Annotated in this window: 24 protein-coding genes; 10 read left to right on the top strand and 14 right to left on the bottom strand. The window is 70.0% G+C overall.

All coding sequences use genetic code 11. The annotated features are described in order from the left end of the window. Positions 1 to 34: 34 nt before the first annotated feature. The 7 genes from ABZU76_RS28345 to ABZU76_RS28375 form a co-directional block, all read right to left on the bottom strand. Complete coding sequence (locus ABZU76_RS28345) at positions 35 to 436, bottom strand: PaaI family thioesterase (RefSeq protein ID WP_354875084.1); 402 nt, start codon at positions 434 to 436, stop codon at positions 35 to 37. Between the two features lie 51 nt (positions 437 to 487). Further along, complete coding sequence (locus tag ABZU76_RS28350) at positions 488 to 2,215, bottom strand: TIGR03767 family metallophosphoesterase (RefSeq protein ID WP_354874787.1); 1,728 nt, start codon at positions 2,213 to 2,215, stop codon at positions 488 to 490. A 161-nt stretch (positions 2,216 to 2,376) separates the two neighbouring features. Next, positions 2,377 to 2,856, bottom strand: a complete 480-nt coding sequence (locus tag ABZU76_RS28355; RefSeq protein ID WP_354874789.1) for a DUF4190 domain-containing protein — start codon at positions 2,854 to 2,856, stop codon at positions 2,377 to 2,379. 175 nt (positions 2,857 to 3,031) lie between these two features. Continuing rightward, a complete protein-coding gene (locus ABZU76_RS28360) occupies positions 3,032 to 3,814 on the bottom strand; it encodes a carbohydrate ABC transporter permease (protein ID WP_354875085.1) in 783 nt (260 codons plus the stop codon). Between the two features lie 44 nt (positions 3,815 to 3,858). Beyond that, complete coding sequence (locus tag ABZU76_RS28365; RefSeq protein WP_354874791.1) at positions 3,859 to 4,776, bottom strand: sugar ABC transporter permease; 918 nt, start codon at positions 4,774 to 4,776, stop codon at positions 3,859 to 3,861. 7 nt (positions 4,777 to 4,783) lie between these two features. Beyond that, entirely contained in the window at positions 4,784 to 6,088 is a 1,305-nt protein-coding gene (locus tag ABZU76_RS28370) for a sugar ABC transporter substrate-binding protein (RefSeq protein WP_354874793.1), read from the bottom strand. A 100-nt stretch (positions 6,089 to 6,188) separates the two neighbouring features. Next, a complete protein-coding gene (locus tag ABZU76_RS28375) occupies positions 6,189 to 7,817 on the bottom strand; it encodes a long-chain fatty acid--CoA ligase (RefSeq protein WP_354874795.1) in 1,629 nt (542 codons plus the stop codon). Positions 7,818 to 8,280: 463 nt separating this feature from the next. Between ABZU76_RS28375 and mihF the strand changes: the two genes are divergently transcribed. Further along, positions 8,281 to 8,592: an integration host factor, actinobacterial type gene (mihF, locus tag ABZU76_RS28380; protein ID WP_220244543.1), complete on the top strand. Its 312-nt coding sequence runs from the start codon at positions 8,281 to 8,283 to the stop codon at positions 8,590 to 8,592. 92 nt (positions 8,593 to 8,684) lie between these two features. Beyond that, positions 8,685 to 9,839: an isochorismate synthase gene (locus tag ABZU76_RS28385; protein ID WP_354874797.1), complete on the top strand. Its 1,155-nt coding sequence runs from the start codon at positions 8,685 to 8,687 to the stop codon at positions 9,837 to 9,839. 119 nt (positions 9,840 to 9,958) lie between these two features. Here the strand turns inward: ABZU76_RS28385 and ABZU76_RS28390 are convergent, their stop codons facing one another. Continuing rightward, positions 9,959 to 10,648: a 4'-phosphopantetheinyl transferase superfamily protein gene (locus ABZU76_RS28390; protein ID WP_354874799.1), complete on the bottom strand. Its 690-nt coding sequence runs from the start codon at positions 10,646 to 10,648 to the stop codon at positions 9,959 to 9,961. 147 nt (positions 10,649 to 10,795) lie between these two features. Here ABZU76_RS28390 and ABZU76_RS28395 point away from each other — a divergent pair, with 147 nt between their 5' ends. Then, on the top strand, positions 10,796 to 11,965 hold the full coding sequence (locus tag ABZU76_RS28395) for an acyl-CoA dehydrogenase family protein (RefSeq protein ID WP_220244540.1): 1,170 nt from the start codon (positions 10,796 to 10,798) through the stop codon (positions 11,963 to 11,965). 107 nt (positions 11,966 to 12,072) lie between these two features. On the opposite strand, the gene ABZU76_RS28400 is transcribed toward ABZU76_RS28395, so the two are convergent. From ABZU76_RS28400 to ABZU76_RS28415, 4 genes are read right to left on the bottom strand one after another with little or no spacing between them, the layout of a single operon-like run. Continuing rightward, positions 12,073 to 12,396, bottom strand: a complete 324-nt coding sequence (locus ABZU76_RS28400; protein WP_354874801.1) for a hypothetical protein — start codon at positions 12,394 to 12,396, stop codon at positions 12,073 to 12,075. 46 nt (positions 12,397 to 12,442) lie between these two features. Further along, positions 12,443 to 13,090 (bottom strand): TetR/AcrR family transcriptional regulator, encoded by a 648-nt coding sequence (locus ABZU76_RS28405; protein WP_354875086.1) that lies wholly within the window; start codon positions 13,088 to 13,090, stop codon positions 12,443 to 12,445. Then, on the bottom strand, positions 13,087 to 14,619 hold the full coding sequence (locus ABZU76_RS28410; RefSeq protein ID WP_354874803.1) for an ATP-dependent acyl-CoA ligase: 1,533 nt from the start codon (positions 14,617 to 14,619) through the stop codon (positions 13,087 to 13,089). The genes ABZU76_RS28405 and ABZU76_RS28410 overlap by 4 nt, the downstream gene beginning before the upstream one ends. Further along, positions 14,616 to 15,359 carry an enoyl-CoA hydratase/isomerase family protein gene (locus tag ABZU76_RS28415; protein ID WP_354874805.1) on the bottom strand — a complete coding sequence of 248 codons (744 nt, stop codon included), beginning with the start codon at positions 15,357 to 15,359 and terminating at the stop codon, positions 14,616 to 14,618. Before ABZU76_RS28415 ends, ABZU76_RS28410 begins: the two co-directional genes overlap by 4 nt. Positions 15,360 to 15,406: 47 nt before the next feature. Here ABZU76_RS28415 and ABZU76_RS28420 point away from each other — a divergent pair, with 47 nt between their 5' ends. Then, positions 15,407 to 17,008 carry an amidohydrolase gene (locus tag ABZU76_RS28420; protein WP_354874807.1) on the top strand — a complete coding sequence of 534 codons (1,602 nt, stop codon included), beginning with the start codon at positions 15,407 to 15,409 and terminating at the stop codon, positions 17,006 to 17,008. Position 17,009: 1 nt separating this feature from the next. Here the strand turns inward: ABZU76_RS28420 and ABZU76_RS28425 are convergent, their stop codons facing one another. Continuing rightward, positions 17,010 to 17,339, bottom strand: a complete 330-nt coding sequence (locus tag ABZU76_RS28425; protein WP_354874809.1) for a hypothetical protein — start codon at positions 17,337 to 17,339, stop codon at positions 17,010 to 17,012. 45 nt (positions 17,340 to 17,384) lie between these two features. Here ABZU76_RS28425 and ABZU76_RS28430 point away from each other — a divergent pair, with 45 nt between their 5' ends. The 6 genes from ABZU76_RS28430 (at position 17,385) to ABZU76_RS28455 (ending at position 22,087) form a co-directional block, all read left to right on the top strand. Further along, on the top strand, positions 17,385 to 17,825 hold the full coding sequence (locus ABZU76_RS28430; RefSeq protein ID WP_220244535.1) for a GNAT family N-acetyltransferase: 441 nt from the start codon (positions 17,385 to 17,387) through the stop codon (positions 17,823 to 17,825). Positions 17,826 to 17,935: 110 nt separating this feature from the next. Next, the gene (locus ABZU76_RS28435) at positions 17,936 to 18,619 is read left to right on the top strand and encodes a metal-dependent transcriptional regulator (RefSeq protein ID WP_354874811.1); all 684 of its coding nucleotides are present in this window, start codon (positions 17,936 to 17,938) and stop codon (positions 18,617 to 18,619) included. An 88-nt stretch (positions 18,620 to 18,707) separates the two neighbouring features. Beyond that, a complete protein-coding gene (locus ABZU76_RS28440) occupies positions 18,708 to 19,529 on the top strand; it encodes an LLM class flavin-dependent oxidoreductase (protein WP_354874813.1) in 822 nt (273 codons plus the stop codon). A gap of 74 nt (positions 19,530 to 19,603) precedes the next feature. Continuing rightward, positions 19,604 to 19,933, top strand: coding sequence for a transcriptional regulator (locus ABZU76_RS28445; RefSeq protein ID WP_354874815.1), 330 nt, complete (start codon positions 19,604 to 19,606; stop codon positions 19,931 to 19,933). Between the two features lie 261 nt (positions 19,934 to 20,194). Then, positions 20,195 to 21,250: an alcohol dehydrogenase catalytic domain-containing protein gene (locus ABZU76_RS28450; RefSeq protein WP_354874817.1), complete on the top strand. Its 1,056-nt coding sequence runs from the start codon at positions 20,195 to 20,197 to the stop codon at positions 21,248 to 21,250. A 216-nt stretch (positions 21,251 to 21,466) separates the two neighbouring features. Then, positions 21,467 to 22,087, top strand: coding sequence for an alpha-ketoglutarate-dependent dioxygenase AlkB (locus tag ABZU76_RS28455; RefSeq protein ID WP_354874819.1), 621 nt, complete (start codon positions 21,467 to 21,469; stop codon positions 22,085 to 22,087). Here the strand turns inward: ABZU76_RS28455 and ABZU76_RS28460 are convergent. Continuing rightward, the gene (locus tag ABZU76_RS28460) at positions 22,056 to 22,643 is read right to left on the bottom strand and encodes a helix-turn-helix domain-containing protein (RefSeq protein WP_354874821.1); all 588 of its coding nucleotides are present in this window, start codon (positions 22,641 to 22,643) and stop codon (positions 22,056 to 22,058) included. The two genes, ABZU76_RS28455 and ABZU76_RS28460, sit on opposite strands and share 32 nt — an antisense overlap. Positions 22,644 to 22,688 lie beyond the last annotated feature (45 nt).

A 22,688-nucleotide genomic window follows, 5' to 3' on the forward strand; every position in this document is an offset into this window, starting at 1 on the left:
CGTCTCGGTGACCATGGGCGGTGGACTGGGCCGCCTAGAGGACCGCTTGCGTCTGGGTCACCTTCGCGACCAGCTTGCCTTCGTCGTCGTGGATTTCCGTCTCGACGACGACCACGCGGCGGCCCGCGTGGAGCGGGCGGGACGACGCGGTGGCGTAGCCCGAACGGACGGAGCGCAGGAAGTTGGTCTTCGACTCCAAGGTCGTGGTGCCCGAAGCGCCCGAGGGGAGGTTGAGGAAGGCGCACACGGCGCCGGTCGCGTCGGCCAGGGACATGAGTACGCCGCCGTGCAGGACGCCGCCGAGGGTGCACAGCGACTCGGACCACGCCAGCCGGCTGCGGACGAGGTCGGGGGCGTGCGAGAGGGCTTCGATGCCGAGCCGGGAGGCGAACGGCATGGTCTGGTGGAACAGCGAAGTGCCCTCGGCGTCGGTCATGTCCATGACCTAACCGCAGCCGGGGAGGCGCGTCGATTACCCGGGAGGTAATCAACCGAGCGGGTTGGTGAGCAGCAGCTCCGTGTTGTGGTCGCCCGCCGAGCCGACGCGGCCCAGGTCCACGTGGATGTCGTTGTACGAAAGCTCGCGGTAGAGCGAAGCCAGGGCGGAAGGCGTGCGCGCGGAGTAGTCCACCGCGTAGGGCGCGGAAGCCTCGATCAACGTGGTGAAGATCGACAGAGTGCCGTCGCCGTTGTCGGCCAGTTCGAGGATGCGGGCGTGCTGCGGGAAGTCGACGTGGGAGGCGGTGTTGATCTCCCAGAAGCTCTGCGCGGGCGTCTTGCCGACGTGCGGGGTGATCTTGTTGAGGTGCGTGTGGCCGTTGACCCACGCCACGACGTTCGGGAAGCGGTTGAGCTGCCCTACGAAGGTGTCGCCGTTCAGGCGCGGCTCCAGCAGGTGGCGCGAGTCGGGCAGGAGGTTGCCCATGGTGTCGCTCGTGTGGTGGCTGAACAGCACGAACAGCTCGTCGGTCACCGGCTGCGTGACCTTGCGGCCGAAGAAGTCGTAGTACGTCGAGGAGTTGCGCTTGAGCGTCGACTCCACCCAGTTGAACTGGCCGAGCCCGATCGAACCGTCGGCGAAACCGCCCAGCGTGGTGGTGTCGAGGCTGATGCCGGTGACGCCAGGGGCGATGCGGAACGTGTAGTAGGCGTTGCGACCGTCGGCGTTGTTCGCCGAGAAGCCGTGGCCGACCGGACCCGGGCCGGTGTTGCCGGACTCGAGGTGCGCGGTCACGAACTCCGCGGTGGTGAACGGTCGCCGGCGCGCGTCGGGCGTGACCTCGCGGATCGTGCCGGTGCCGCCGAACAGCTCGGTCAGCGGCACGCTCTTGCCGCTGTTGATGGCCGCGCCGAGCTTCCTCGCGGTGCCCTCGTCCTTGCCGATCACCTTGTACCGGCTCGTGTACCAGTTCTCGATGCCCGGGATACCTTCCGGCAGCGTGCCGACCACGCTGTCGTCGTGGTTGCCGAACGTGCAGAACCACGGCACGTCGAGCCCCGGCGCGGTGAAGGGCGCGATACCCACTTCGAGCAGGCCTGGCAGCTGCGGGAAGCCCTTCTTCGAGTAGTCGTCGGCGAGCGGGGTCGACGGGTTCCAGAACGCGTCGTTGCCCGAGGCCTGCACGCCTTCGTACCGGCTGGGGTCACCGGAGTTCGGCGTGATGGCGCCGCCGTTGAGGCTGGTCAGGAACCAGTCGAGCTCCAGCAGCTCGTGGTTGTCGGTGTTGTCGCCGGTGGTCACGAGGAAGTCGAACGGCCGACCGGTGAACGGTCCCTTCGCGACGCTGTTCACCCGTTGCACCAGCGCGCTCGTCGCGGCCGTGCCGAGGGCTTCCTGCGGCCGGTGCGCCGAGCCGACGTACGGGTGCAGGTACTCGAACCGCGCGGGCGACTCGGTGTCGGTGATGTGCAGGTCGGTGAACTGCACGAACGCGCCCAGCGCGGTGCGCCGGTCGTCGCGGCCGTCCTTCGGCGCGGCAAGGTCGCCGCGGACCACGAGCGGCCAGCCCGGGCCGCCGGTGAGGCGGGAGTACGTGGCTGTACCGGGGGAGACGGCCGTGGCGACCTGTTCGAGGGTCGTGCCGGCGGTGCTGACGGTGCGCGAGGCCGTGCGCTTGAGCGCCCGGTCCAGCGCGTTGGCGGTCGGGGTGCACAGCAGCAAGCCCACGCTCGCGGCACCCGCCGCGGTGAAAGTCCGCCTGGTCAGCTGGGCCATCTTCGCTCCCGGTGTCGGCTGCCCAGCACGCTGCCGGACGGCGGTGGACCTCCGGTGAACGCAACATGAATCCCGCTCACATTCACCGTGACAGTGCGGCTGACTCTGTCACAGGTACTGCGGCTCGACTACCCGACGAAGGTGGGTTCAGAAGCGAAGTTTCAGCAGTAGAACGCGCACGACGTGCTCGTCGCCGCGATCGCCGTGAAGAACAGCACCAGGAAGATCACCGCGGGGATCGCGGCGATGATTCCGCAGACGAGCCCGGCGATGCCCATGCCCTGGCCCGTGTAGCCGGGCTTCTGCGCCTGCACCATGCCCGCCCACGAAAGCCCGATCGCGGTGAACGCCGCGATCACGTCCCAGAACGGCACCCAGAACGTGATCAGCGCGAGGATCCCGATGATCATCCCTGCGATCGCCATGCCGCTCGTCCGCAGCGGCACGTAACCCGGGAACGGCCCGTACGGCATGGGCTGCGGTCCCGAGTACGGCGTCGGGTACGGCCCCGAATACGGCGCGGCGTACGGCACGGGCAGCGGCGCCGAGGGCTGTTGCGGGGGCTGCTGGGGCGTCGGATAACCGTCGGCGCCGTAGTACTGGCCCTCTTGGCGGGGCTGCTGCTGGTACGGATCGGTCATCGGGCGCTCCAGGTTCCGGACGTCGGGTACAAAGAGCTTATGGGGGATGCGGTGGTCGCTGGGGGCGGAATCGGCGGATTGACCACCGCGATCGGGTGGCGCGTCACGGTGCTCGACCGCGCCGCGCGCGCGATCGCGAAGGCCGCGCGCCAGGCGGCCCGGATGCGGTCGCGGCTCAGCCCTTCAACCCCGACTCCGTGACCCCGCGCACGAGGTAACGCTGCAGGAACGCGAACAGCAGCACGATCGGCAGGATCGACACCGCCGCGGCGAGGAAGAGCAGGTTCAGCTGCGGGTTCTGTGAGGTCAGCAGGCCCGACAGCGCCACCTGCACCGTCCACGAGTCCGGCGACTGCGCGATGATCAGCGGCCACAGGAACGCGTTCCAGCTGCCGATCACCGAGATCACGGCGATCGCGGCGAAGAAGCCGCGCGAGTTGGGCACCACGATGCGCCGGAACACGCCCCAGCGCGTGAGCCCGTCGACGCGGCCGGCTTCCTCCAGCTCACGCGGGAAGTCCAGGAAGTACTGGCGGAACAGGAACACGCTGAACGCGCTGAACAACCCCGGGATCACCAGGCCGCGCAGGTCCGAGAGCCAGCCGAGCGTGGACACCACGACGAAGCTCGGCACGAACGTGACCGACGTCGGGATCATCAGCGTCGCGAGCACCGCGTAGAACACGGTTTTCGAGTGGCGGTAAGGGATCCGGGCGAACCCGTAGCCGGCGAGTGAGCAGATCACCAGCAGTCCCGACGTCTGCAGCGTCGCCACGACCGCGGAGTTGAGCAGGCTTCGCGCGAACGGCACGTCCTCCAGTGAGAACAGGCGCGTGAAGTTCTCCCAGTGCACCTGCCGAGGCCACAGCGTCCAATCAGGGGCCGTGATCTCCGCGCGCGAGGCGAGACCGTTGCGCAGCAGCAGGTAGAACGGCAGCAGGAACAGCACCGTCGCCACGATCAGCGCCGTCCAGCGCAATGCGGCCTTCACGACAGCGCTGTTCACGAGAGGGCACCACGGTCGAAGCGGAACAGCCTGCCCTGCGCCAACGTCACGAGCGCGATGAGCAACGCCAGCAGCACCGCGCCCGCGCTGCCGCGGCCCAGGTCCTGGCCGCCCGAACCCAGCGACGTGTAGTAGAGGTACACCAGCGGCGGCCGCGCGAACGGTGGATAACCGCGGGAGTCGCCCATGATGTTGTAGAACTCGTCGAACGCCTGGTACGCGTTGATCAGGTTCAGCAGCAGCACGGCCACGGAAGTCGCGCGCAGCTGTGGCAGCGTGATGTAGCGGAACACCTGCCAGCCCGGCTTCGCGCCGTCGAGCCACGCGGCTTCGTAGAGCCGGACCGGAATCCGTTGCAGCGCGGCGAGGAACAGGATCATGTAGAAGCCCAGCTGCAGCCACAGCCGCGCGGTCACCAGCACGATCCAGTACAACGGCGGGTCCACCGTGCCCGTCCACGCCACCGGATCGGCGCCGAACAGGCCCAACACGGTGTTCGCCAGGCCGTAGCGGACGCCGGAGAACAGCGATGTCTTCCAGATCAGCGAAGCCACCACGTACGAGCACGCGAAGGGCAGGAAGAACACCGAGCGGAAGAACGCGCGCGCGAACCTCAGCTGGTGCACCCCGACCGCGAGCGCGAGCGACAGCACGAACGTGAGCGGCACGATCACCACCGCGAACCCACTGAACGTGCCGAGACTGGCCAGGAACGGCCCGTCGGTGAGCATGTGCGCGTAGTTGTCCAGCCCCACGAACACGCTCGGCGTCACCGTGTTGCGCGCGTCGAAGAACGACAGGTACACGCTCCAGCCGATCGGCAGGTACGCGAACACGGCCAGCCCGATCAGGAACGGGCCGACGAATCCCCAGAACGCCAGCGTGTCCCGGGTCTTCCGGGCGGGGGCTTTCAACGCAGCTTCACCCGAACAAGCGCTTCAGTTCGGACTGCGCGACGGTCACCGCCGCCTTGGTCTGCGCCACCGGGTCGGCGCCCTCCTTGGCGATCTTCGCGACCGCGTCGGACAGCGCTGTGTTCGCCTGCTGGGTCCACACGGGACCGCCGACGAGGTGGCTGTTCTCCTTCACGAACCGCGCGACGTCGGCGGCCGGGCCCGAGCGCAGCGTGTCGGCCTTGTCGATGACGCTCTGGCGTGCGGGCACGTGGAACCCGAAACGCGTGGCGAATTCCAGCTGGTCGGTCGTCTGGTCGACCCACAGCCACTTCACGAACGCCTTGGCCTCGGCCACGTGCTTGCTCTTCGCGTTCACCATCGCGCCGTACGCGCCCACGGGCACCGAAGGCGCGCCGCTGTTGTCCAGCTTGGGGAAGGGCAGCACGGCGAAGTCGTCGTTGAACGCGTCGCGGATCTTCGGCATGTTCCACAGCCCGGTCCACTGCATCGCGCACAGGCCGTCGATGAACGCGCCCGGGTCGGACCAGTCGGTGGGCGCGCCGAGCAGCAGGGAGCTGTTGGCGTTCAACGCGCGCAGCTTGCCCAGCGCGGTGGCCGCGCGCGGGTCGTCGAAGCCGACTTCGCGGCCGCCGGGCTTGAGGTAGTCGAGCCCGGCCGACCACAGCAGCGGGCCGGTCAGCGTGGCGACGCCGCCGTCGTTGCCCACGAACAGGCCCTTCACACCCTCGCGCGAGAGCTTGCCGGCGGCGTCCACCAGCTCGTCGACGGTCTGCGGCGGCTGCACGCCCGCGGCCTGCAGCAGGCTCGGGCGGTAGAAGAGCACCTGCGTGTCGGTGGCCTGCGGGATGCCGTAGACCTTGCCCTCCACGGTCTGCGCGGCCAGCACCGCGGGGCTGAAGTCGTTCTTCACCGGGCCGATGAGGTCGTCGAGCGCCACGACCTGGTTCTGGCGCACCCAGTCGATCTTCACCTGGGCCTCGAACACGTCGGGCACGGCGCTGTTCTGCAGCGCGGTCACGATCTTCGAGTCGTAGTCACCCGGGTTCCACTGCACCTTCACGGTCGCGCCCGGGTACGAGGCCGCGTAGCCGCGCACGGCGTCCTGTACGCCGTCTTCGCCGTACGCGTGGTACCACTGCTGCAGCGTCACCTTCGCGGCCGGTTTCGACGGCGGCGGTCCGGCCGACATCGCGGTGGACGGTGGCGGGTCGCCCGGGCGCCCGGTGTTCGAACCGCACGCGGCCGCGACCGCGCCCACTGCCGCCGTTCCCGCGAGGGTCAGGAACGACCTCCTGCTGCGTGACTGCATCCCCGTACTTCCTCCGACGAGCTCCGACGCCTGCCTTGAGAGCGCAAGACTCTCTCAAGACAGGCGCCGGATCATCCGCGACTCGCCGGAGAATTACCCGTTAGAGCTGTGAGATGTCGAGCTTTCCCTCTGAGTAGGACGCGCGGATGCGCTTCTTGTCGAACTTGCCGACGCTGGTCTTGGGCACTTCGTCCACGAAGGTCCAGTTCTCCGGCAGCTGCCACTTCGCGACCTTGTCGGTCAGGTAGTCGCGCAGCTGTTCGGCCGTCACGCTCTGGCCTTCCTTCACCACGACGGCCACCAGCGGGCGCTCGTCCCACTTCTCGTCGGGGATGCCGACCACGGCCGCCTCGGCGACGGCCGGGTGGCCCATGACCTGGTTCTCCAGGTCGACCGACGAGATCCACTCGCCGCCGGACTTGATCACGTCCTTGGCGCGGTCGGTGAGGGTGAGATAGCCGTCGGGGCTGATCTTGCCGACGTCACCCGTGCGGAGCCAGCCGTCGTGGAACTTGTCCGGGTCGATGGCGTTGCCGCCGTAGTAGGCGCCGGCGATCCACGGGCCCTGCACCTCGAGCTCACCCACGGCGTCGTTGTCCCACGGCAGTTCCTCGCCGTTGTCGCCGATGAGCCGCGCGGCCACCGACGCCGGGAACCGGCCCTGCGTGTAGCGGTAGGCCCAGCGCTGGCCGCCGGTCGCGCTGCCCGGCGGCCGCGCGACGCTGCCCAGCGGCGACGTCTCGGTCATGCCCCACGCGTGCAGGATCGGCACGTCGTAGCGCTCCTCGAACGCGTGCATCAGCGACGGCGGCGCGGCCGACCCGCCGACCACGACCTCGCGCACGTGGGAGATGTCCTGCGGGTTCGCGTCGAGGTGGGCGAGCAGGCCCTGCCAGATCGTGGGCACGGCCGCCGCGAACGTCGGCTTCTCGGCCGCCAGCATCGCGGCGATCGGGGCCGGCTGGAGGAAGCGGTCGGGCATGAGCAGCGACGCGCCGACCATCATCGCGGCGTAGGGCAGGCCCCACGACATCGCGTGGAACATCGGCACGATCGCCAGCGCGGTGTCCTCCTGGGCCAGCCGCATGCTGTCGGTCATGCAGACCTGCATCGAGTGCAGCCAGATCGAGCGGTGCGAGTAGACGACGCCCTTCGGGTCGCCCGTCGTGCCGGACGTGTAGCACATCGCGGCGGCGGACCGCTCGTCGATCTCGGGCCAGGCGAACTCGCTCGGCTGGGCGGCCAGCAGCTCGTCGTAGGAGTGCACGGTGATGCCGTTGGGCGCCTCCAGCGTCGAGGCGTCGCCGTTGGCCACGATCACGTGCTTGACCGTGGTGAAGTGCGGCAGCTGCTTGGCCAGCAGCGGTACCAGCGTGCCGTCGACGATCACCACGTGGTCCTCGGCGTGGTTCGCGACGAAGGTGAGCTGCTCGGGGAACAGGCGGATGTTCAGGGTGTGCAGCACCGCGCCCATGGCCGGCACCGCGAGGTAGGCGGCGAGGTGCTCCGCGTTGTTCCACATGAACGTGCCGACGCGCTGGTCGCCCGTCACGCCGAGGGTGCGTAGCGCGTTGGCCAGGCGGGCGGCGTGCTGCCCGAGCTCGGCGTAGGTCTCCCGGCGGGCTTCTGAACCGGTCCAGGTGATGACTTCGCTCTTCGCGTGCACCTTCGTGCCGTGCCGCAGGAGCTTCGCCAGCGAAAGCTGCCCGTCCTGCATCGTGCTCAACATGGGTGACTCCCGTGGTGCTCGTTCGCCGGTGAACTGGGGTGCCGCCGACTCTAACGGCGGACGGGGCGCGGGGGCATGGTCAACTCGGGCAACCGTTCGGTCACGGCCATCCCCGTATCGGGTGGCGGCCTCCTGCGTCCATGATCAACTTACTACCGGACTTTTCCTTGCGGGACAACAAAAAATGGCGTCGTAACCGTCTCGAAATAGAGCCTCATTCGGGTGAGGTAATGGTGTCGAAAACGAGGGACGTCTGACGTTTCCGCAGGCCGCGAGGGGTCATCTCGTGACTTGCCCACCGGGTGGTCAGAGGGTGATAAGTGCGTGTCGGTTGCGCGCTCTTCGAGGGTGTGGCGTTTACTGGGGCCGTGGTAAGAGACGGCTGGCCAGCGCTTGCGCTTGCAAGCATCGGAGAAAAGCCGTCGGCCGCGTAAGCGGAGACCTGAGAGGAAAGGACACTACGTTGGCTCTGCCCACGTTGACTCCGGAGCAGCGCGCCGACGCCCTCGCCAAGGCGGCAGAGGCGCGTAAGGCGCGTTCGGAGCTGCTCGCGTCGATCAAGTCCGGCACCACGAGCATCGAGAAGGTGCTCAAGCAGGCCAAGGAGAACAAGACCATCGGGAAGACGAAGGTCACCCAGCTGCTCAAGGCCGTTCCCGGCCTGGGCGCGGTCAAGGTCGCCGCGCTGCTCGAGCAGGCGGGGATCGACCCCGACCGCCGGGCCGCGGGCCTCGGCGAGCGCCAGCGCGAAGCTCTTATCGACGCGCTGAAGTAAGGACCCCGGTCTCCCGCGGGGGAAGTGCGCCGAAGGTGTTCTTCCGGCAACACTTTCCCCGCGGAGCTCCCGGATCCTGGGACGCTGGAGCGGTGACGACCAGTACCGCACCGGCGACCCCGGTCGAGACAACCGTCCGCTACCAGCGTGGCGACTTCCTGTTCGCGACGGCCCGGCGAGCGCTCCTCGCCCAGGGTTCGGTCGTCGCCGTGACCGATACCGATCCACGGCGGCTGGCCAGGACCGTGGCCGAAGAGCTGACCAGCTCGGGCGTGCCGCTCGCGGTCGGGACGCTGCCGTTCGACACCGGCCCGGGCACGACCACGCCGGGTCATCTCGTCCTGCCGCGCACGGTCCACCGGGCGCAGGCCGAGGGCGAAGGCAGTGCTGTCGCCGCGTCGGAAGAGCTGCCCGCCCCGAGCGTCACCCGTGAGGTGCCGTCCGAGGAGGGCCACAAGGCCAACGTGCGGGCCGCCGTGGCGGCCCTGCGCGACCGTGGCCTGCGCAAAGCCGTGCTCGCCCGGGCCCTGGAGCTCGAGTTCGCCTCGCGGGTGCCGGTCGAGAAGATCGTGCGCAACCTGGCCCGCGGCAACCCGCACCACTTCACCTACGCCGCCGAGCTGCCCGGCGGGCGCACGCTCGTGGGCGCCACGCCCGAGCTGCTGCTCTCCCGCGCCGGCGACTCCGTGTTCACGACCCCGCACGCGGGGTCCATGCCGCGCTCGGCGGATCCCGTCGCGGACCGCGCCAATGGCGAGGCCCTGCTGGCGTCCGCGAAGGACCAGGAAGAGCACGCCGTGGTGATCGACTACGTCGTGGAGGCCCTGCGGCCGTTCTGCCGCAAGCTCGACGTGCCGCCGGCCCCGGAGCTCGTGTCGACGCCCGCCATCTGGCACCTGCGCACGGCCATCACCGGCGAGCTCGTCGACCGCGCCGTCACCGCCCTCGACCTCGCCGCGGCCCTGCACCCGACGCCCGCCATCTGCGGCACCCCGACCGCTGCCGCGCGTGACCTGGTCCAGGAGCTGGAGCCCTTCGACCGCGGCTACTACGCCGGCAGCGTCGGCTGGGTCGACGCGGTGGGCGACGGCGAGTGGGCCGTGGCGATCCGCTGCGCGGAGGTGGCCGACACGTCGATGCGGCTGTACGCGGGCGGCGGGATCGTGCCGGCGTCGGACCCGCAGGCGGAGTTCGACGAGACGATCGCGAAGTTCCGGACCCTGCTGGGCGCGATGGGTCTCGACTGACTCACCCGCCCACCGCCTGCGTCCACCACCCCAATGCGGCGTTGGTTGCGCTGAACGCACCGAACGCCGCATTGGGTGCGCTCAACGCACCGAACGCCGCATTGGGGTGCTCGGGGCTCTCAGGGGAGCCAGTGCTCCTCGGTGACCTCCAGCGCCTCCGTGGTGAGGGCCGCGACGGCCGCGCGGTGGCCCTCGGCCGCCTTGAGGTCCGCCAGCCGGGTGCGAGCCGGGTCCAGCGCCGGGTCCCCGGAGGACACGAGCTCGGCCGGCGCGTCGTAGGGCGAGAACGTGATGCTCTGCAGCGGGATCTTCAGGCCCTTGCCGGTGGCCTTCATGACGGCCTCCTTGCGTGTCCAGTAAACGAAGAAGGCGGCGGACCGCGAGGCCTCGGGCAACTCCGCCACGGCCTGCTGCTCGGCCGGGCTCAACGCGTACTCGATGAGCGACTTGTCGGCCCGGCGCGAAGAGGTCTCGACGTCCAGCCCCACCGGCACGCCGTCGGTGGCTGCCACCCCGATCAGCTGGCCCGAGTGCGAAATGGACAGCGTCAGGTCCGAGCCGGGCACGCGGGGCCGGCCGTGGGGTTTGCCGCAGTCTTCGCAGGTGGCGTCGAAGACCACGGACTCCACCGGCACGCCCAGGCGCGCCGCCGTGAGCGTCTTCGCCAGCACGCGGCCGGTCAGGAAACGGCGCTTGTCCAGCTCCAGCCGGTAGGCCTCGAAGCGGCCGTGCTCGAGCTCGTCGAGCAGCCGAAGGAAGCGGTCCTCCGCTGCGAGCGGCTCCGACCACCGGACCACGATCTGCGTCACCTGGCACCCTCCTCGTCCACCCTCGATCTTCCCGGCGCCGGGGCGCGTTGTCACGGTAACCGGCCAGGTACTAGGGGGACCCCGAGACCACGCGGTACCCTCGGGTAAGCAAGCGCTTAGCCGGACGGCTTGGAAAGGGACGACTCGATGGATTTCACCCTGAGCACCGAAGAACGCGAAGTGCGCGACTGGGTGCGCACGTTCGTGCAGCGCGAGCTCGTGCCGCGTGAGCAGGAGGTGCTCCGCCGCGAGCGCGCCGGCCGGCCGGGGGTCACGGCCGAGGAGCTGACGGAGCTGCAGCTCAAGGCCAAGGAATCCGGCTTCTGGGGCGTGCTCACGCCGGAGGAGTACGGCGGCATGGGGCTCTCGGCCGTGATGGCCGCGCTGCTGGAGGCCGAGCTCGGTCGCACCTTCGTGCCGTTCCGCTTCGGCGGCGCCGCGGACAACATCCTGTTCCACGCCAACGAGGAGCAGAAGCAGACTTACCTGCTGCCGACGATCTCCGGCGAGCGCAAGTCGTGCTTCGCCATCACCGAACCCGGCGCCGGCTCTGACGCGAAGGCCATCCGCACCACCGCGCGCAAGGACGGCTCCGACTGGGTCATCAACGGCGAGAAGACCTTCATCACCGGCGGCAACGAAGCCGACTTCGTGATGGTCTTCGCCATCACCGACCCGGAAAAGGGCGCCAACGGCGGCGTCACCTGCTTCCTCGTCGACCGCGAGATGGGCTGGAAGTCCGAGTACATCGACACGATGGGCGAGTGGGGCCCGGCGGCGCTGGTGTTCCAGGACGTGCGCGTGCCCGAGTCGCAGATCCTCGGTGAGGAGGGCCGCGGCTTCGAACTCGCGATGCAGTGGATCGGCCAGGGCCGCTACCTGCTGCCCGCCCGCGCGATCGGTTCGTGCGAGCGCCTGATCTCCATGGCCATCGAGCACGCCAACACGCGCGAGACGTTCGGGCAGAAGATCGCCGAACGCCAGGCGATCCAGTGGATGATCGCGGACTCCGGGGTGGAGCTCGAAGCGTTGCGCTGGCTCGTGCTGCACGCCGCGTGGCAGGTCGACCAGAAGATGGACTCGCGCCACGCGCAGTCGATGGCGAAGCTCTACGGCGGCCAGAAGGCCAACGAGATCGTGGACCGCGTGCTGCAGATCCACGGCGGCATGGGCTACACGCGCGAGCTGCCGGTGGAGCGCTGGTACCGCGAGCTGCGGCTGCTGCGCATCTACGAAGGCACCGACGAGATCCAGCGCCGCACCATCGCGCGCAACCTCCTCAAGGGCCACGTGAAGGTCGGCGGCGCGCTCGGCTGAGCTGTAAGAGCCGAATGTGAAAACGGCGTGAAAACCGTGAAGGCCTCGTGGTGGGACGCGCGGTCCGGCCACGAGGCCTTCAGAGGATGAATGGTGTTCTCAGCGAATCACTTGCTGCTGTTGCGGAGGGCGATGGGGACGCCGGCCAAGTCCTCTTCGTTGCAGAGCACCTTGACGTCGTAGTAGGGCGACCCCTGGCGGTCGTCGTAGTCGAGGTGAATCGCCAGGATGTCGAGCGGTTCACCGAGCCACTCCTGAGCTTGACGCAGCCACTTGGCACAGCGTTCGAGTGCGGTCGGCAGATCGTCGTCGCGGAACTCGACCGGGCGGTAAGGCACGTCCTGCACCTGGTCGCGGGGATTTGCTGGAGCGGGCAGGCTAGGTGCGAGACCCGAGTCGTCCAATTCCAGGTGGATCGTTTGCTCAGTCACCCTTCGAGCGTCCCCCACGTTCGCCCAATCAGCAAGGCGTAGGTCGCTAAAACCCCGGCTGAACAGGCATGTCCCACACCTGGGCGACCACTTCGAGGCACTGTCGCAGATCGGGAACGGCTACGGCAACGGGGTGGCCGAGGGCGCCCAGCGCCAGCTCCGCGTAGTGCGTGGCCAGCCCTTCGAGCGGCAACGGCCCCAGTGGCGAGTACCAGCGCGCCACCCCGCTGCACATCTCCAGCAGTGCCAGGCGCGTCACAGCCGGGTGTGCGGTGTGGAACACGCCCGCCGCCACGCCGTCGGAGATCGCCCGCGCCCACAGACCCTCGTATTCGTCCCGCAGAGCGACGACTCGCGTACGCGCGGCATCCGAAAGCGCGTCGACTTCGTTGTCCACCACGCGGGTTTCGGCGGGCCGCGCGGCGTGGGCGAGCACATGCAGCGCGACGAGCGAACGCAGGCGCGCCACGGGATCGGCCGCCCCGGCGGTGGCCTTGTCCGCAGCGTCGAGCAGCCGCCGCAACGCGGTGGTCATGATCTCGACGAGCAGGTCCTCCTTGGTGCCCATGTAGTGGTACAGGCTCGCCGACGACAGCTCGGCCTCACTCGCGAGATCGCGGATGCCCGTGCCGTGGAAACCCTTGGCGGCGAACAGTTTCACCGCCGCCGCGCGCACACGCATCCCGCTGCTCACAGCCACGTCCCAGTGGTCCGGTCCCATGCGCCCGCGCGCAGGTCCGCCACCTTCCGCAGCTCGCCCTTCGCGATGCGTTCGGACGGGGTGAGCGGCAGTTCGTCGGCGAACACCCAGAAGCGCGGCACCTTGAAGTACGCCAGCTTCTCGGCGCAGAACTCGGCGAGTTCTTCGGGCGCCACGTCGCCTTCGCAGACGACGTAGGCCTTCACCTCTTCGCCGCGCAGCTCGTCGGGCACCGCGAGCACGGCCGCGAGGCGCACGGCGGGGTGCAGCAGCAGCGCGCGTTCCACCTCGTCGGCCGAGACGTTCTCGCCGCTGCGCCGGATCATGTCCTTGGTGCGGCCCGCGAAGAACACGCGGCCCTCGGCGTCCATGCTCGCGAGGTCGCCCGTGTGGAACCAGCCGCCGGCGAACGCGCGCGCGGTGGCTTGCGGGTCGTCGTGGTAGCCGTGCATCAGGCCGATACCGCGGATGAGCAGCTCGCCGGTTTCCCCACGCGGCAGGGGTTTCCCGTGCTCGTCGGCGATCAGCACCTCGCGGTCGCGGCTGGGCCGGCCGATGCAGCCGGTGCCCACGGCGACGTCGTGGTCCGCTTCCGGTACGCGGATGTCGCCGCCGGTCTCGGTCATGCCGAACGCCTCGTACCACGGCGCGCCCCACCGCTGTTCCAGCTCGGCGTGCAGCTCGCGCGGGATGGCCGACGCGCAGATCGCGCGGACGCGGTGGTTGCGGTCGTCTTCGTGCGGCGGCTGGCGCAGCAGGAGTGTCGGCATCAGGCCGAGGCAGTAGAACCACGTGACGCCGTGCTCGCGCACCTTGGCCCAGAACGTGGACGGGTGGAAGCGGTCGAGCACCACGAGTGTCGCGCCGCCCGCGAGTCCCAACGCGACGTTCCACTGTGGATCGATGTAGTGGAAGGGCTGGGCGGTCAGGAGGATGTCTTCTTCGCCGACGGCGGGGAAGTCCGTGGCGAGGCTGACGGCGAGCGTGGTCCAGTACCGGTGCGGCAGCACGCAGCCCTTGGGGGCGCCGGTGGTGCCGGAGGTGTACTGGATGTTCACGGGCTGCTCGGCGACGACGTCCGCGGCCGGCTTCGCGTCCGAAGCTCGCAGATCCGCCGGCGTCAGCACCCGCTCCACGGCTGTGTCCGGCGCGATCTTCTCCAGCAGCTCCACGAACTCGTCTGCCGCCACGGCGAACCGCGCGCCGGAGTGGCGCAGCACGTGGGCGCCGTCGAACTCGCGGTAGTTCGTGTTCACCGGCACCAGCACCGCGCCGAGCTTCGCCAGCGCGAGCCACAGCAGCGGGAATTCCGGCTGGTTGCGCAGCATCACGGCCACGCCGTCGCCGGGCCGCACGCCCAGCTCGTGCAACGCGGCGGCGAACCGGCCGCTGCGCTCGTCGACGTCGGCGAAGGTGAACCGCTCGCCCGTCGCGTCGAAGACCCACGCGGTGCGCTCCGGCCACAGCTGCGCGGCGCGGTCGAGCAGCGCCACGAGGGTGTCGGCCTGCTGCAGGGTCTTCACGCACGGCTCCGGAACGCCTCGGTGGACTCGCGCACGGCGGCCGAGTGCTCGGTGATCAGCGCGTGGCTGACCTCCAGTTCGAGGGCCGATTCCAGTGCGTGGTCGATGCCGGAGTCGAGCGCCCGCTTGGCCATGGTGGTGGCCTCGGCGGGGTGGTGCGCGATCTTCTCGGCCCAGCCCAGCGCCAGCGTCATGAGCTCGGCGGCGGGCACGGCGGCGTTGACCAGGCCCAGGTCATGGGCGCGCAGGCCGTCGAAGCGCTCGCCGAGCAGGAGCAGCTCCTTGGCCTTCATCGGCCCGACGAGCAGCGGCAGCAGGCGCGAGGCCGCGCCCGTCACGCTCAGCCCGAGCGAGACCTCGGGGAAGCCGAACACGGCGTCGTCGGCGGCCAGTACCAGGTCGCAGCCGAGCGCGAACTCCGCGCCGGCGCCGAGCGCGTAGCCGTGCACGGCGGCGATCACCGGCTGCGGCAGCGCGCGCAGCTTGCGAGTCACGTCCTGCAGCCGGTCGAGCCGGGCCCGCGAGTCGCCTTCCGGGGTCGGCTCCTTGAGGTCGTGGCCGGCGCAGAAGGCGCGGCCGTTGCCGGACAGCAGAACCACGCGGGCGGTGCTGCGCGCGACGCCGTCCAGCGCGGTCAGGAAGTCGTCCACCAGAACGGGCGCCACGGCGTTGAGTCGCTCGGGGCGGTTCAGCCGGATGTGCGCGATGCCGCCCTCGACGGCGAGGTCCACGGTGCTCATGGCAGCGAGCCTAGACGTTCGATCGATCGATCGATAGGGTCTCGTTCATGCGGGTCGACGCGGTGTACGAGAACGCCCGGCTGCTCACCGGGGACAGCGCCACCGGGGACGGTGCGCTCGCCGTGCTGCACGGCCGGGTCGTGGCGCTGGGCGAGGACGCCGAGGCGCTGTCGGCGCGCCGGCGGATCGACCTCGGCGGCGCGTACGTGGTGCCCGGGTTCCACGACGCGCACAACCACATGGCGTGGTTCGGCATGGGCCTGGACGACGTGGCGCTGAGCGACTGCCGCACCGTCGAGGAGGTCTACGACGCCGTGGCGCGCCGGGCCGCCGAGCTGCCCGCCGGCAGCTGGGTCGTCGGCAGCGGTTACGACCAGAACAAGCTGGCCGGCGGCGCGCACCCCGACCGCCACGGCCTCGACCGCGCCGCTCCCGGGATGCTCGTGCGGCTCAAGCACACATCCGGGCACATGACCGTGGTCAACTCCGCCGTGCTGCACCAGCTCGACCTCGCGCACGTGCCGGTGGGCGGCGACGTGGTGCTCGACGCTTCCGGGTCGCCGACCGGGCTGTTGCGCGAGCAGGCCCAGCTGCTGCTGCGACCGCTGATTTACCCGGCGCCGATCGATGCCGTGGTCCGCGGCCTCGACCGCGCGAGCGAGCAGTTCCTGGCCGAGGGCATCACGAGCGTGCAGGAGGCCGGCATCGGCGGCGGGCTGGTCGGGGAGACGCCCGCCGAGCTGGCCGCGTACCAGCTGGCGCGCGAACGCGGGGTGCTGCGCGTGCGGAGCACGGTGATGGTGGCCGCGAGCGTGCTCCACGACCTGCCCGACGGCGCCGGGTTCGGCCTCGACCTGGGCCTGCGCACGGGCTTCGGCGACGAGTGGCTGCGCGTCGGGCCGATGAAGCTCTTCGCCGACGGTTCCCTGGTCGGGCGCACCTGCGCGATGCACGAGCCGTTCGCCGGCGAGCCGGGCAACCGCGGCTACTTCCAGGTACCGGCCGACGAGCTGGCCCGCACGATCCGCCTCGCGCACGACGCCGGCTGGCAGATCGCGACGCACGCCATCGGCGACCGCGCCATCACCGTGGTGCTCGACGCGTACGAAGCCGCGTTGGCCGCTTCGCCGCGCGAGGACCACCGGCACCGCATCGAGCACTGCGCGGTGCTTCAGCCGGCGGAGCTCACTCGGCTGGCTCGGCTGGGGCTCATCGCGTCGCCGCAGGGCCGGTTCGTGAACGAGCTGGGTGACGGCATGCGCGCGGCGCTCGGCGAGTCACGGGTGCCGTGGTGCTACCGCCTGCGCAGTGTGCTCGACGCCGGGTGCGTGCTGCCCGCGAGCTCGGACCGGCCGGTCGTCGACGGCGCGCCGCTGCTGGGCCTGGCCGACATGGTGCACCGGCGCACGGCGTCGGGCGCGCCGTTCTCGCCCGAGGAAGCGCTCACCCCGCAGGAAGCGCTGCGCGCCTACACCTACGGCTCGGCGTACGCGACCTTCGCCGAACAAGACCTCGGCACGCTGGAGCTGGGCAAGCTGGCGGACTTCGTAGTCCTTTCGGGTGACCCGCTGTCCACTGTGGACGCTGTGGACGATCTCCGCGTGCTCGCCACCGCCGTGGGCGGCGAACTGCGCTACGAGGCATCGTGACCTATCGCTTGCCGACGAACGCACACGCTTCGCGCGCCAGCGCGGGCCAGCCGAGCGACGACTCCTCGTCGAGCGTGAACCACTCCTTCATCGGCGTGCCCTTGTTCGCGTCGAACCGCACGCCGTGGCCCTCGGTCACCAGCGCGTCGACGCGGGGCTTCGGCAGCTTCACCACGAGGTGCCCGCGTACGAGCATGGCGAAGATGCGGTTGTCCACGCGCAGGGCACTCGACCCGAACCCGCTTCCGGGCCGCGGCGGCTCGACGCCCTCGGCGTCTTCGCCGCCCAGCAGCTCGTCGATCAGGTCCTCGAACCGGTCCTCGGGGCTCATGCCCGCACCGTAACCGCCACCACCGACAAGATTGGGGTTCCTCGCATGCCCGTCCGCGACGCCGTCTTCGAAGACGCCGAAGAGATCTGCGCGCTCATCGAAGAGCACGCCGTGTACGAGGACAAGCACGACCTGAAACTCGACCGCGCCGAGATGAGCGGGTACCTGTTCGGGCCCGAGCCCAAGGCGTGGGTCGTCCTCGCGACGCTGCCGGACCGCCCGGACGTGGTCGCGGGCTTCGCGTTCTGCAGCTGGAACTTCTCGACGTGGGAAGCGCGGCCGGGGATCTGGCTCGACGACCTGTTCATCCGCCCCGAACACCGCCGCCACGGGCTGGGCCGCGAGCTGCTCGACGAGCTGCGTTCGCGCACCACCGGCCGCGTCGAGTGGGACATGCAGGCGAGCAACGAGAAGGCCGAGGCCTTCTACACGCAGCTGGGCGCGGAGCCCGTGCCAGGCTGGATCCGGTACCGCTGGCGGCCGTGAGTGCCGCTGTCCGGACCACGCTGGTCCGGACCGAGTCGTTCAGCGTTGAACCACATTCGGGCGCCCCACGGCGTCCGGACGGTGAGGGGTGAGCCCGTATCGTATGCGGTATGGAAGATGGTTCCGTCCGGAGGTCGTCGTCGGTCGAGGACTACGTGCGCGTGATCTACGGGCTCGTCGAGCGCGGTGAGGCCGTGACCAATGCGACGCTGGCGGGACGGCTCGAGGTGAGCCCGTCGTCGGCGTCGGGCATGGTCACGAAGCTTTCGCAGCTCGGGCTGGTGGCCCACGTGCCCTACCGGGGTATCGAGCTGACCGCCGAGGGGCGACTGCTGGCACGCTCGGTGCTGCGCCGGCACCGGCTGATCGAGACTTACCTCGTCTCCGAGCTGGGCTACACCTGGGACGAGGTCCACTCGGAGGCCGACGCGCTGGAGCACGCGGTGTCCGATCGGCTGGTCGAGCGCATCGCCGCCAAGCTCGGCAACCCCCTGCGCGACCCGCACGGCGACCCCATCCCGGCCCCCGACGGCAGCGTCGAGGAGGTGCCGATGCGCATCCTGGACGACCTGCCGCCCGGCGCCGTCGGCGAGATCGTGCGCGTGTGGGACACGGACCCGGAGCTGCTGCGCTACCTCACCGAGCACGCCATCGGCCTGGGTGAGCGCATCGAGGTGGTGGAGCGCCAGCCGTTCGGCGGGCCGATGGTCGTGAAGGTGGGCCAGCCGCCGGACGCGGCGACGCACGCGATCGGCAAGGAGATCGCGCAAGCGCTGTCTGTCGCCGTGCGCTGAGGCTGAGCCGCTGCGCTGACGGGCGTACGCGCCGGTGTCGCTCCTCGGCGGATGTGGGCTACCCCCGCCGGCGCCGACCATGGTCGCCATGACCATCAAACCGTTCCGCTTCGGGATCGTCGCCGGATACGCCCCCGACCTCAAGGCCTGGACCGACCAGGCCCGCCGGATCGAGGAGCTCGGCCTCGACACCCTGCTCGCCACCGACCCCGTCGGCGACGCCGACCCGCTCACGCTCGTGCCCGCGGCTGCCGCGGTCACCAGCCGCCTCACGCTGGGCACCTTCGTGCTCGCCGACCCGTTCCGCGACGCCCGCCAGCTCGGCTGGCAGGTGTCCACGTTGCACCGCGTGACGGGCGGCCGGTTCGAGCTCGGCCTTGGCGTCGGGCGGCCCGGTGCCGGTGCGTTCGCACGCGGCCTCGGCCGGGAGTTCGCCTCGCCGGGTGAGCGCATCGCGCGCCTGGCCGACACCATCGCGTTCCTGAAGGAGACGCCCGAGCGGCCGCGGCTGCTGCTCGCCGGCGGCGGGCCGAAGATGCTCGCGCTCGCCGCGCGCGAGGCCGATGTGGTCACTCTGTCCTGGGCACCCCGGACCACGGAATCCGAAGCCGATTCTATTGTGGACAACTTCCGCGAAATGGCGGGCACGCGATTCGCCGACATCGAACTTTCGGTGAACTTGATTGCCGTCGGAAATGCGCCGGCGCCGCAGATCGCGAAGTACACCGGTGCCGACGTGCCCGAGCTCGCCGCTGCCGGCGCAGTCACGGTTCTGCCGGAAAACCCATCTGCAGCACAGGAAACTCTTCTCCGGTGGCGCGAACGGTGGGGGATTTCCTACGTCACCGTCAATTCCGGCTACGCAGAACCCTTTGCGGAGATCGCTCGTTCTCTCCCCGCAGGCGGGTGAGTGCCCTTCCGATCATGCGGACTCCGGCCTACGCTCCGAAGTTTCGGGAAGCGACATGGTTCGGAGCGTGTGCGATGACCGGTCAGCGAACGTCGACGATGGACAGGGCGGAAACGGCGGAACGGGATCTCGGGCGGCTGCTCGAGGCCGGTCCGTTCGCAGACGCCCTGCGAGCGGCAATCAGGGCGAGGGGGCTGGGACTGGACAGGATCAGATATCGCTTGCGTGGCAGGGGAACTTCCCTGAGTCTCGCGACATTGAGCCACTGGCAGTCGGGGCGGTGCCGCCCGGAGCGGCCGGAATCGTTGCAGGCCCTAAGGAATCTGGAAGACATCCTGGGTGTCCCGCCGAATTCCCTGAGGCGGCTTCTCGGTCCTTCGCGCTCGCGCGCTCAGCACCGATAAGCCGTGTTGTCTGCCTCGGCTTCGCCGAGGCGTGCGAGATCGCCTTTGAGCCGGCTCCTGGATCGAACGGCCGGATCGGCCTGGCGGCCGATCGCGCCACCCAATCCAGAAACCGGCGCGATCTCGCGCCGGGGCTGGGTTTGATGGCTTGGGCAGGGCGGAAGCGCGCGGCTGGAGCAACCCGAGCAGGGCGCGAGCGCGCGGCTGGAGCGAGCCGAGCGGGGCGCGAGAGGGACTGCTGCCTCTCTTACGATCAATCCCATGCGTGCGGTCGTGATTGAGCAATTCGGGGTGCTGCCCCAGGTGGTCGAGGTGCCGGATCCGGTGGCGCCGCCCGGTGGGGTGGTGATCGCGGTGGACGCCACGGGGGTGTGCCGCAGCGACTGGCACACGTGGCAGGGCCACGACGAGGCCGTGAAGCTGCCGCACGTCGCCGGCCACGAGCTGGCGGGGCGGATCGCGGCGGTCGGTGCGGGCGTGCGCGGCTGGGAGATCGGCGCGCGCGTGACGGTGCCGTTCGTGTGCGCGTGCGGTAGCTGTGCGCAGTGTGCGCGCGGTGACCAGCAGATCTGCGACGACGAGTTCCAGCCGGGCGCCACCCATTGGGGGTCGTTCGCGGAGCTCGTCGCGATCGAGCACGCGCAGGCCAACCTCGTCGCGCTGCCGGAAGCGATGTCGGCGGCGGAGGCGGCCGCGCTCGGCTGCCGCTTCGGCACAGCGTTCCGCGCGGTGCTGCGGCAGGGCGGCGTGCGCGCCGGCCAGTGGGTTTCGGTCTACGGCTGCGGCGGTGTCGGGATCTCCGCCGTGCTGCTGGCCGCGGCGGTGGGCGCGAAGGTCGTGGCCGTGGACGTCTCGCCGGCCGCGCGGGCGCTCGCCGAGCGTTCGGGCGCGGTGCTGAGCGTGGACGCGGGCGCGTTCGAGGGGCCGGAGGCGCTCGCCGAGCACGTCCGGTCGCTGACCGGCGGCGGTACCCACGTGTCGCTCGACTGCCTGGGCTCGCCGGCCACGTGCGCCGCGTCAGTCGGCAGCCTGCGCAAACGCGGCCGGCACGTGCAGGCGGGCCTGATGCCGCCCGCGCAGGGCGTCGCGCCGATCCCGATGCACCGCGTGATCGGCGGTGAGCTGGAGATCGTGGGCATCCACGGCCTTCAGGCGCACGAGTACCCGGAGCTGCTGAGCGTGGTCGAGCGGTCGGGCATCGACCTCGCGGGCCTGATCGGCACCCGGATCGGCCTCGACGACGTGCCGGCCGCGCTGGCCGCGATGAACGACCCCGTGCCCGCGCGCGCCGGCGTGACTGTGGTCGAGTTCGTGTAGGCCGCTTTCGGGTGACGCAGCGTGATAGTTCTTGGTCGTCGCGTCACGTGTCCATCTTGTAGCTGATCGACACCTGGTCTGTGACACACGAGTGTGGGAGTGTCAAAGCGGCGGTTACGGCGAGGGGTGCCGCCGCAGGAGCCCCCCAGGAACCTTCGGGTGGCTCCTGCGGTCTGCCGCTCTCCTCTGGCCGAACAGTTTGCGACAATGCTCGCGATGGAACTGCTGCCACGTCCCCGGGTCGAACTCGCGCCTGGCGCGGTCCACGTCCCCGACTGGCTCGACCTCGACGAACAGCGCTCGCTCGTCGAGGCCTGCCGTGGCTGGCGCGGCTACCGCCAGACCCGCCTGCCCAGCGGCGGCGTGATGTCCGTCCGCATGGTCTGCCTCGGCTGGCACTGGCTCCCGTACCGCTATTCCCGCGCCCGTGAGGACGGCTCGCCGGTGGAACTGTTCCCGCCCTGGCTCGGCGACCTCGGCCGGCGCGCGGTGGCCTCGGCGTACGGCGACCACGCCGGCTATGACCCCGACGTCGCCCTTGTGAACTACTACGACGCCGCGGCCAAAATGGGCCAGCACCAGGACAAGGACGAGCGCTCCCTGGAGCCGGTCGTGTCTCTGAGCCTCGGCGACACGTGCGTCTTCCGCTTCGGCAACACCGAGAACCGCAACCGGCCCTATACGGACATCGAGCTGCGCTCCGGTGACCTGTTCGTCTTCGGCGGCCCCTCGCGGCTGGCGTACCACGGCGTGCCACGCACCCTGCCCGGTACGGCCGACCCGGCGCTGGGCCTGACGGGGCGGCTCAATCTGACGTTGCGGGTGTCGGGTTTGTGAGGTTGTCCTCCGGGAGTACGACGAGCCGGATGGCCATGTCCCGCGCGCCTGGCTCCGCTTCGGTCGTGTACTTCCACAGCAGCGCCCGGAAGTCGGTCGCAAACGCTTCCACCTGGTCTTTGGTGAGCGTGAGTCCGGCCCGGTAGATCTGGTTCCAGCCTTCCGAACTGTCGTAGCCGGCGTACGCGCGGACGACGAGGTCGAGGTCGTGGCTCATCTTCAGCGCGCCGATCTGCGTGGCGGCCGTGCGCTCGTCGTCGGTCAGTTCGAGGCCGGGCGGCGTGTAGATGTTGGTCATCATCGAGCGCCACCACCGTTCGCGGCCCGCCGAGCGCTCCTCGATCTCGGCGATCAGCTTCTGCTCGGCGAGCTTGCGCAGGTGGTAGCTCGTGGTGCCGGTGCTCTCGCCGAGCGCCTTGGCGACGCTCGTCGAATTCGCTTCGCCGTGTTTGCCCAGGTAGCCGAGGATGTCGCGGCGCACCGGGTTGGCCAGTGCCTTCTGGAGGGCCTTGAGGTCGGGGCCGGTGAGGACCCGCTGTTCCGGTGGTTCCGCCATGCCACTCAGCGTAGTGCAGAGAACCATTGCAGAAAAAGTTTGCAA

It is taken from the genome of Amycolatopsis sp. NPDC005232, from assembly GCF_040607795.1.
GTDB lineage: Bacteria > Actinomycetota > Actinomycetes > Mycobacteriales > Pseudonocardiaceae > Amycolatopsis.

Coding starts and splice junctions, on each gene's coding strand:
- ABZU76_RS28455 (WP_354874819.1), top strand. CDS start 21,467: ATGGAACTGCTGCCACGTCCCCGGGTCGAACTCGCGCCTGGCGCGGTC.
- ABZU76_RS28370 (WP_354874793.1), bottom strand. CDS start 6,088: ATGCAGTCACGCAGCAGGAGGTCGTTCCTGACCCTCGCGGGAACGGCG.
- ABZU76_RS28440 (WP_354874813.1), top strand. CDS start 18,708: ATGACCATCAAACCGTTCCGCTTCGGGATCGTCGCCGGATACGCCCCC.
- ABZU76_RS28345 (WP_354875084.1), bottom strand. CDS start 436: ATGACCGACGCCGAGGGCACTTCGCTGTTCCACCAGACCATGCCGTTC.
- ABZU76_RS28375 (WP_354874795.1), bottom strand. CDS start 7,817: ATGTTGAGCACGATGCAGGACGGGCAGCTTTCGCTGGCGAAGCTCCTG.
- ABZU76_RS28420 (WP_354874807.1), top strand. CDS start 15,407: ATGCGGGTCGACGCGGTGTACGAGAACGCCCGGCTGCTCACCGGGGAC.
- ABZU76_RS28445 (WP_354874815.1), top strand. CDS start 19,604: ATGACCGGTCAGCGAACGTCGACGATGGACAGGGCGGAAACGGCGGAA.
- ABZU76_RS28350 (WP_354874787.1), bottom strand. CDS start 2,215: ATGGCCCAGCTGACCAGGCGGACTTTCACCGCGGCGGGTGCCGCGAGC.
- ABZU76_RS28395 (WP_220244540.1), top strand. CDS start 10,796: ATGGATTTCACCCTGAGCACCGAAGAACGCGAAGTGCGCGACTGGGTG.
- ABZU76_RS28430 (WP_220244535.1), top strand. CDS start 17,385: ATGCCCGTCCGCGACGCCGTCTTCGAAGACGCCGAAGAGATCTGCGCG.
- ABZU76_RS28435 (WP_354874811.1), top strand. CDS start 17,936: ATGGAAGATGGTTCCGTCCGGAGGTCGTCGTCGGTCGAGGACTACGTG.
- ABZU76_RS28415 (WP_354874805.1), bottom strand. CDS start 15,359: ATGAGCACCGTGGACCTCGCCGTCGAGGGCGGCATCGCGCACATCCGG.
- ABZU76_RS28355 (WP_354874789.1), bottom strand. CDS start 2,856: ATGACCGATCCGTACCAGCAGCAGCCCCGCCAAGAGGGCCAGTACTAC.
- ABZU76_RS28460 (WP_354874821.1), bottom strand. CDS start 22,643: ATGGCGGAACCACCGGAACAGCGGGTCCTCACCGGCCCCGACCTCAAG.
- ABZU76_RS28425 (WP_354874809.1), bottom strand. CDS start 17,339: ATGAGCCCCGAGGACCGGTTCGAGGACCTGATCGACGAGCTGCTGGGC.
- ABZU76_RS28450 (WP_354874817.1), top strand. CDS start 20,195: ATGCGTGCGGTCGTGATTGAGCAATTCGGGGTGCTGCCCCAGGTGGTC.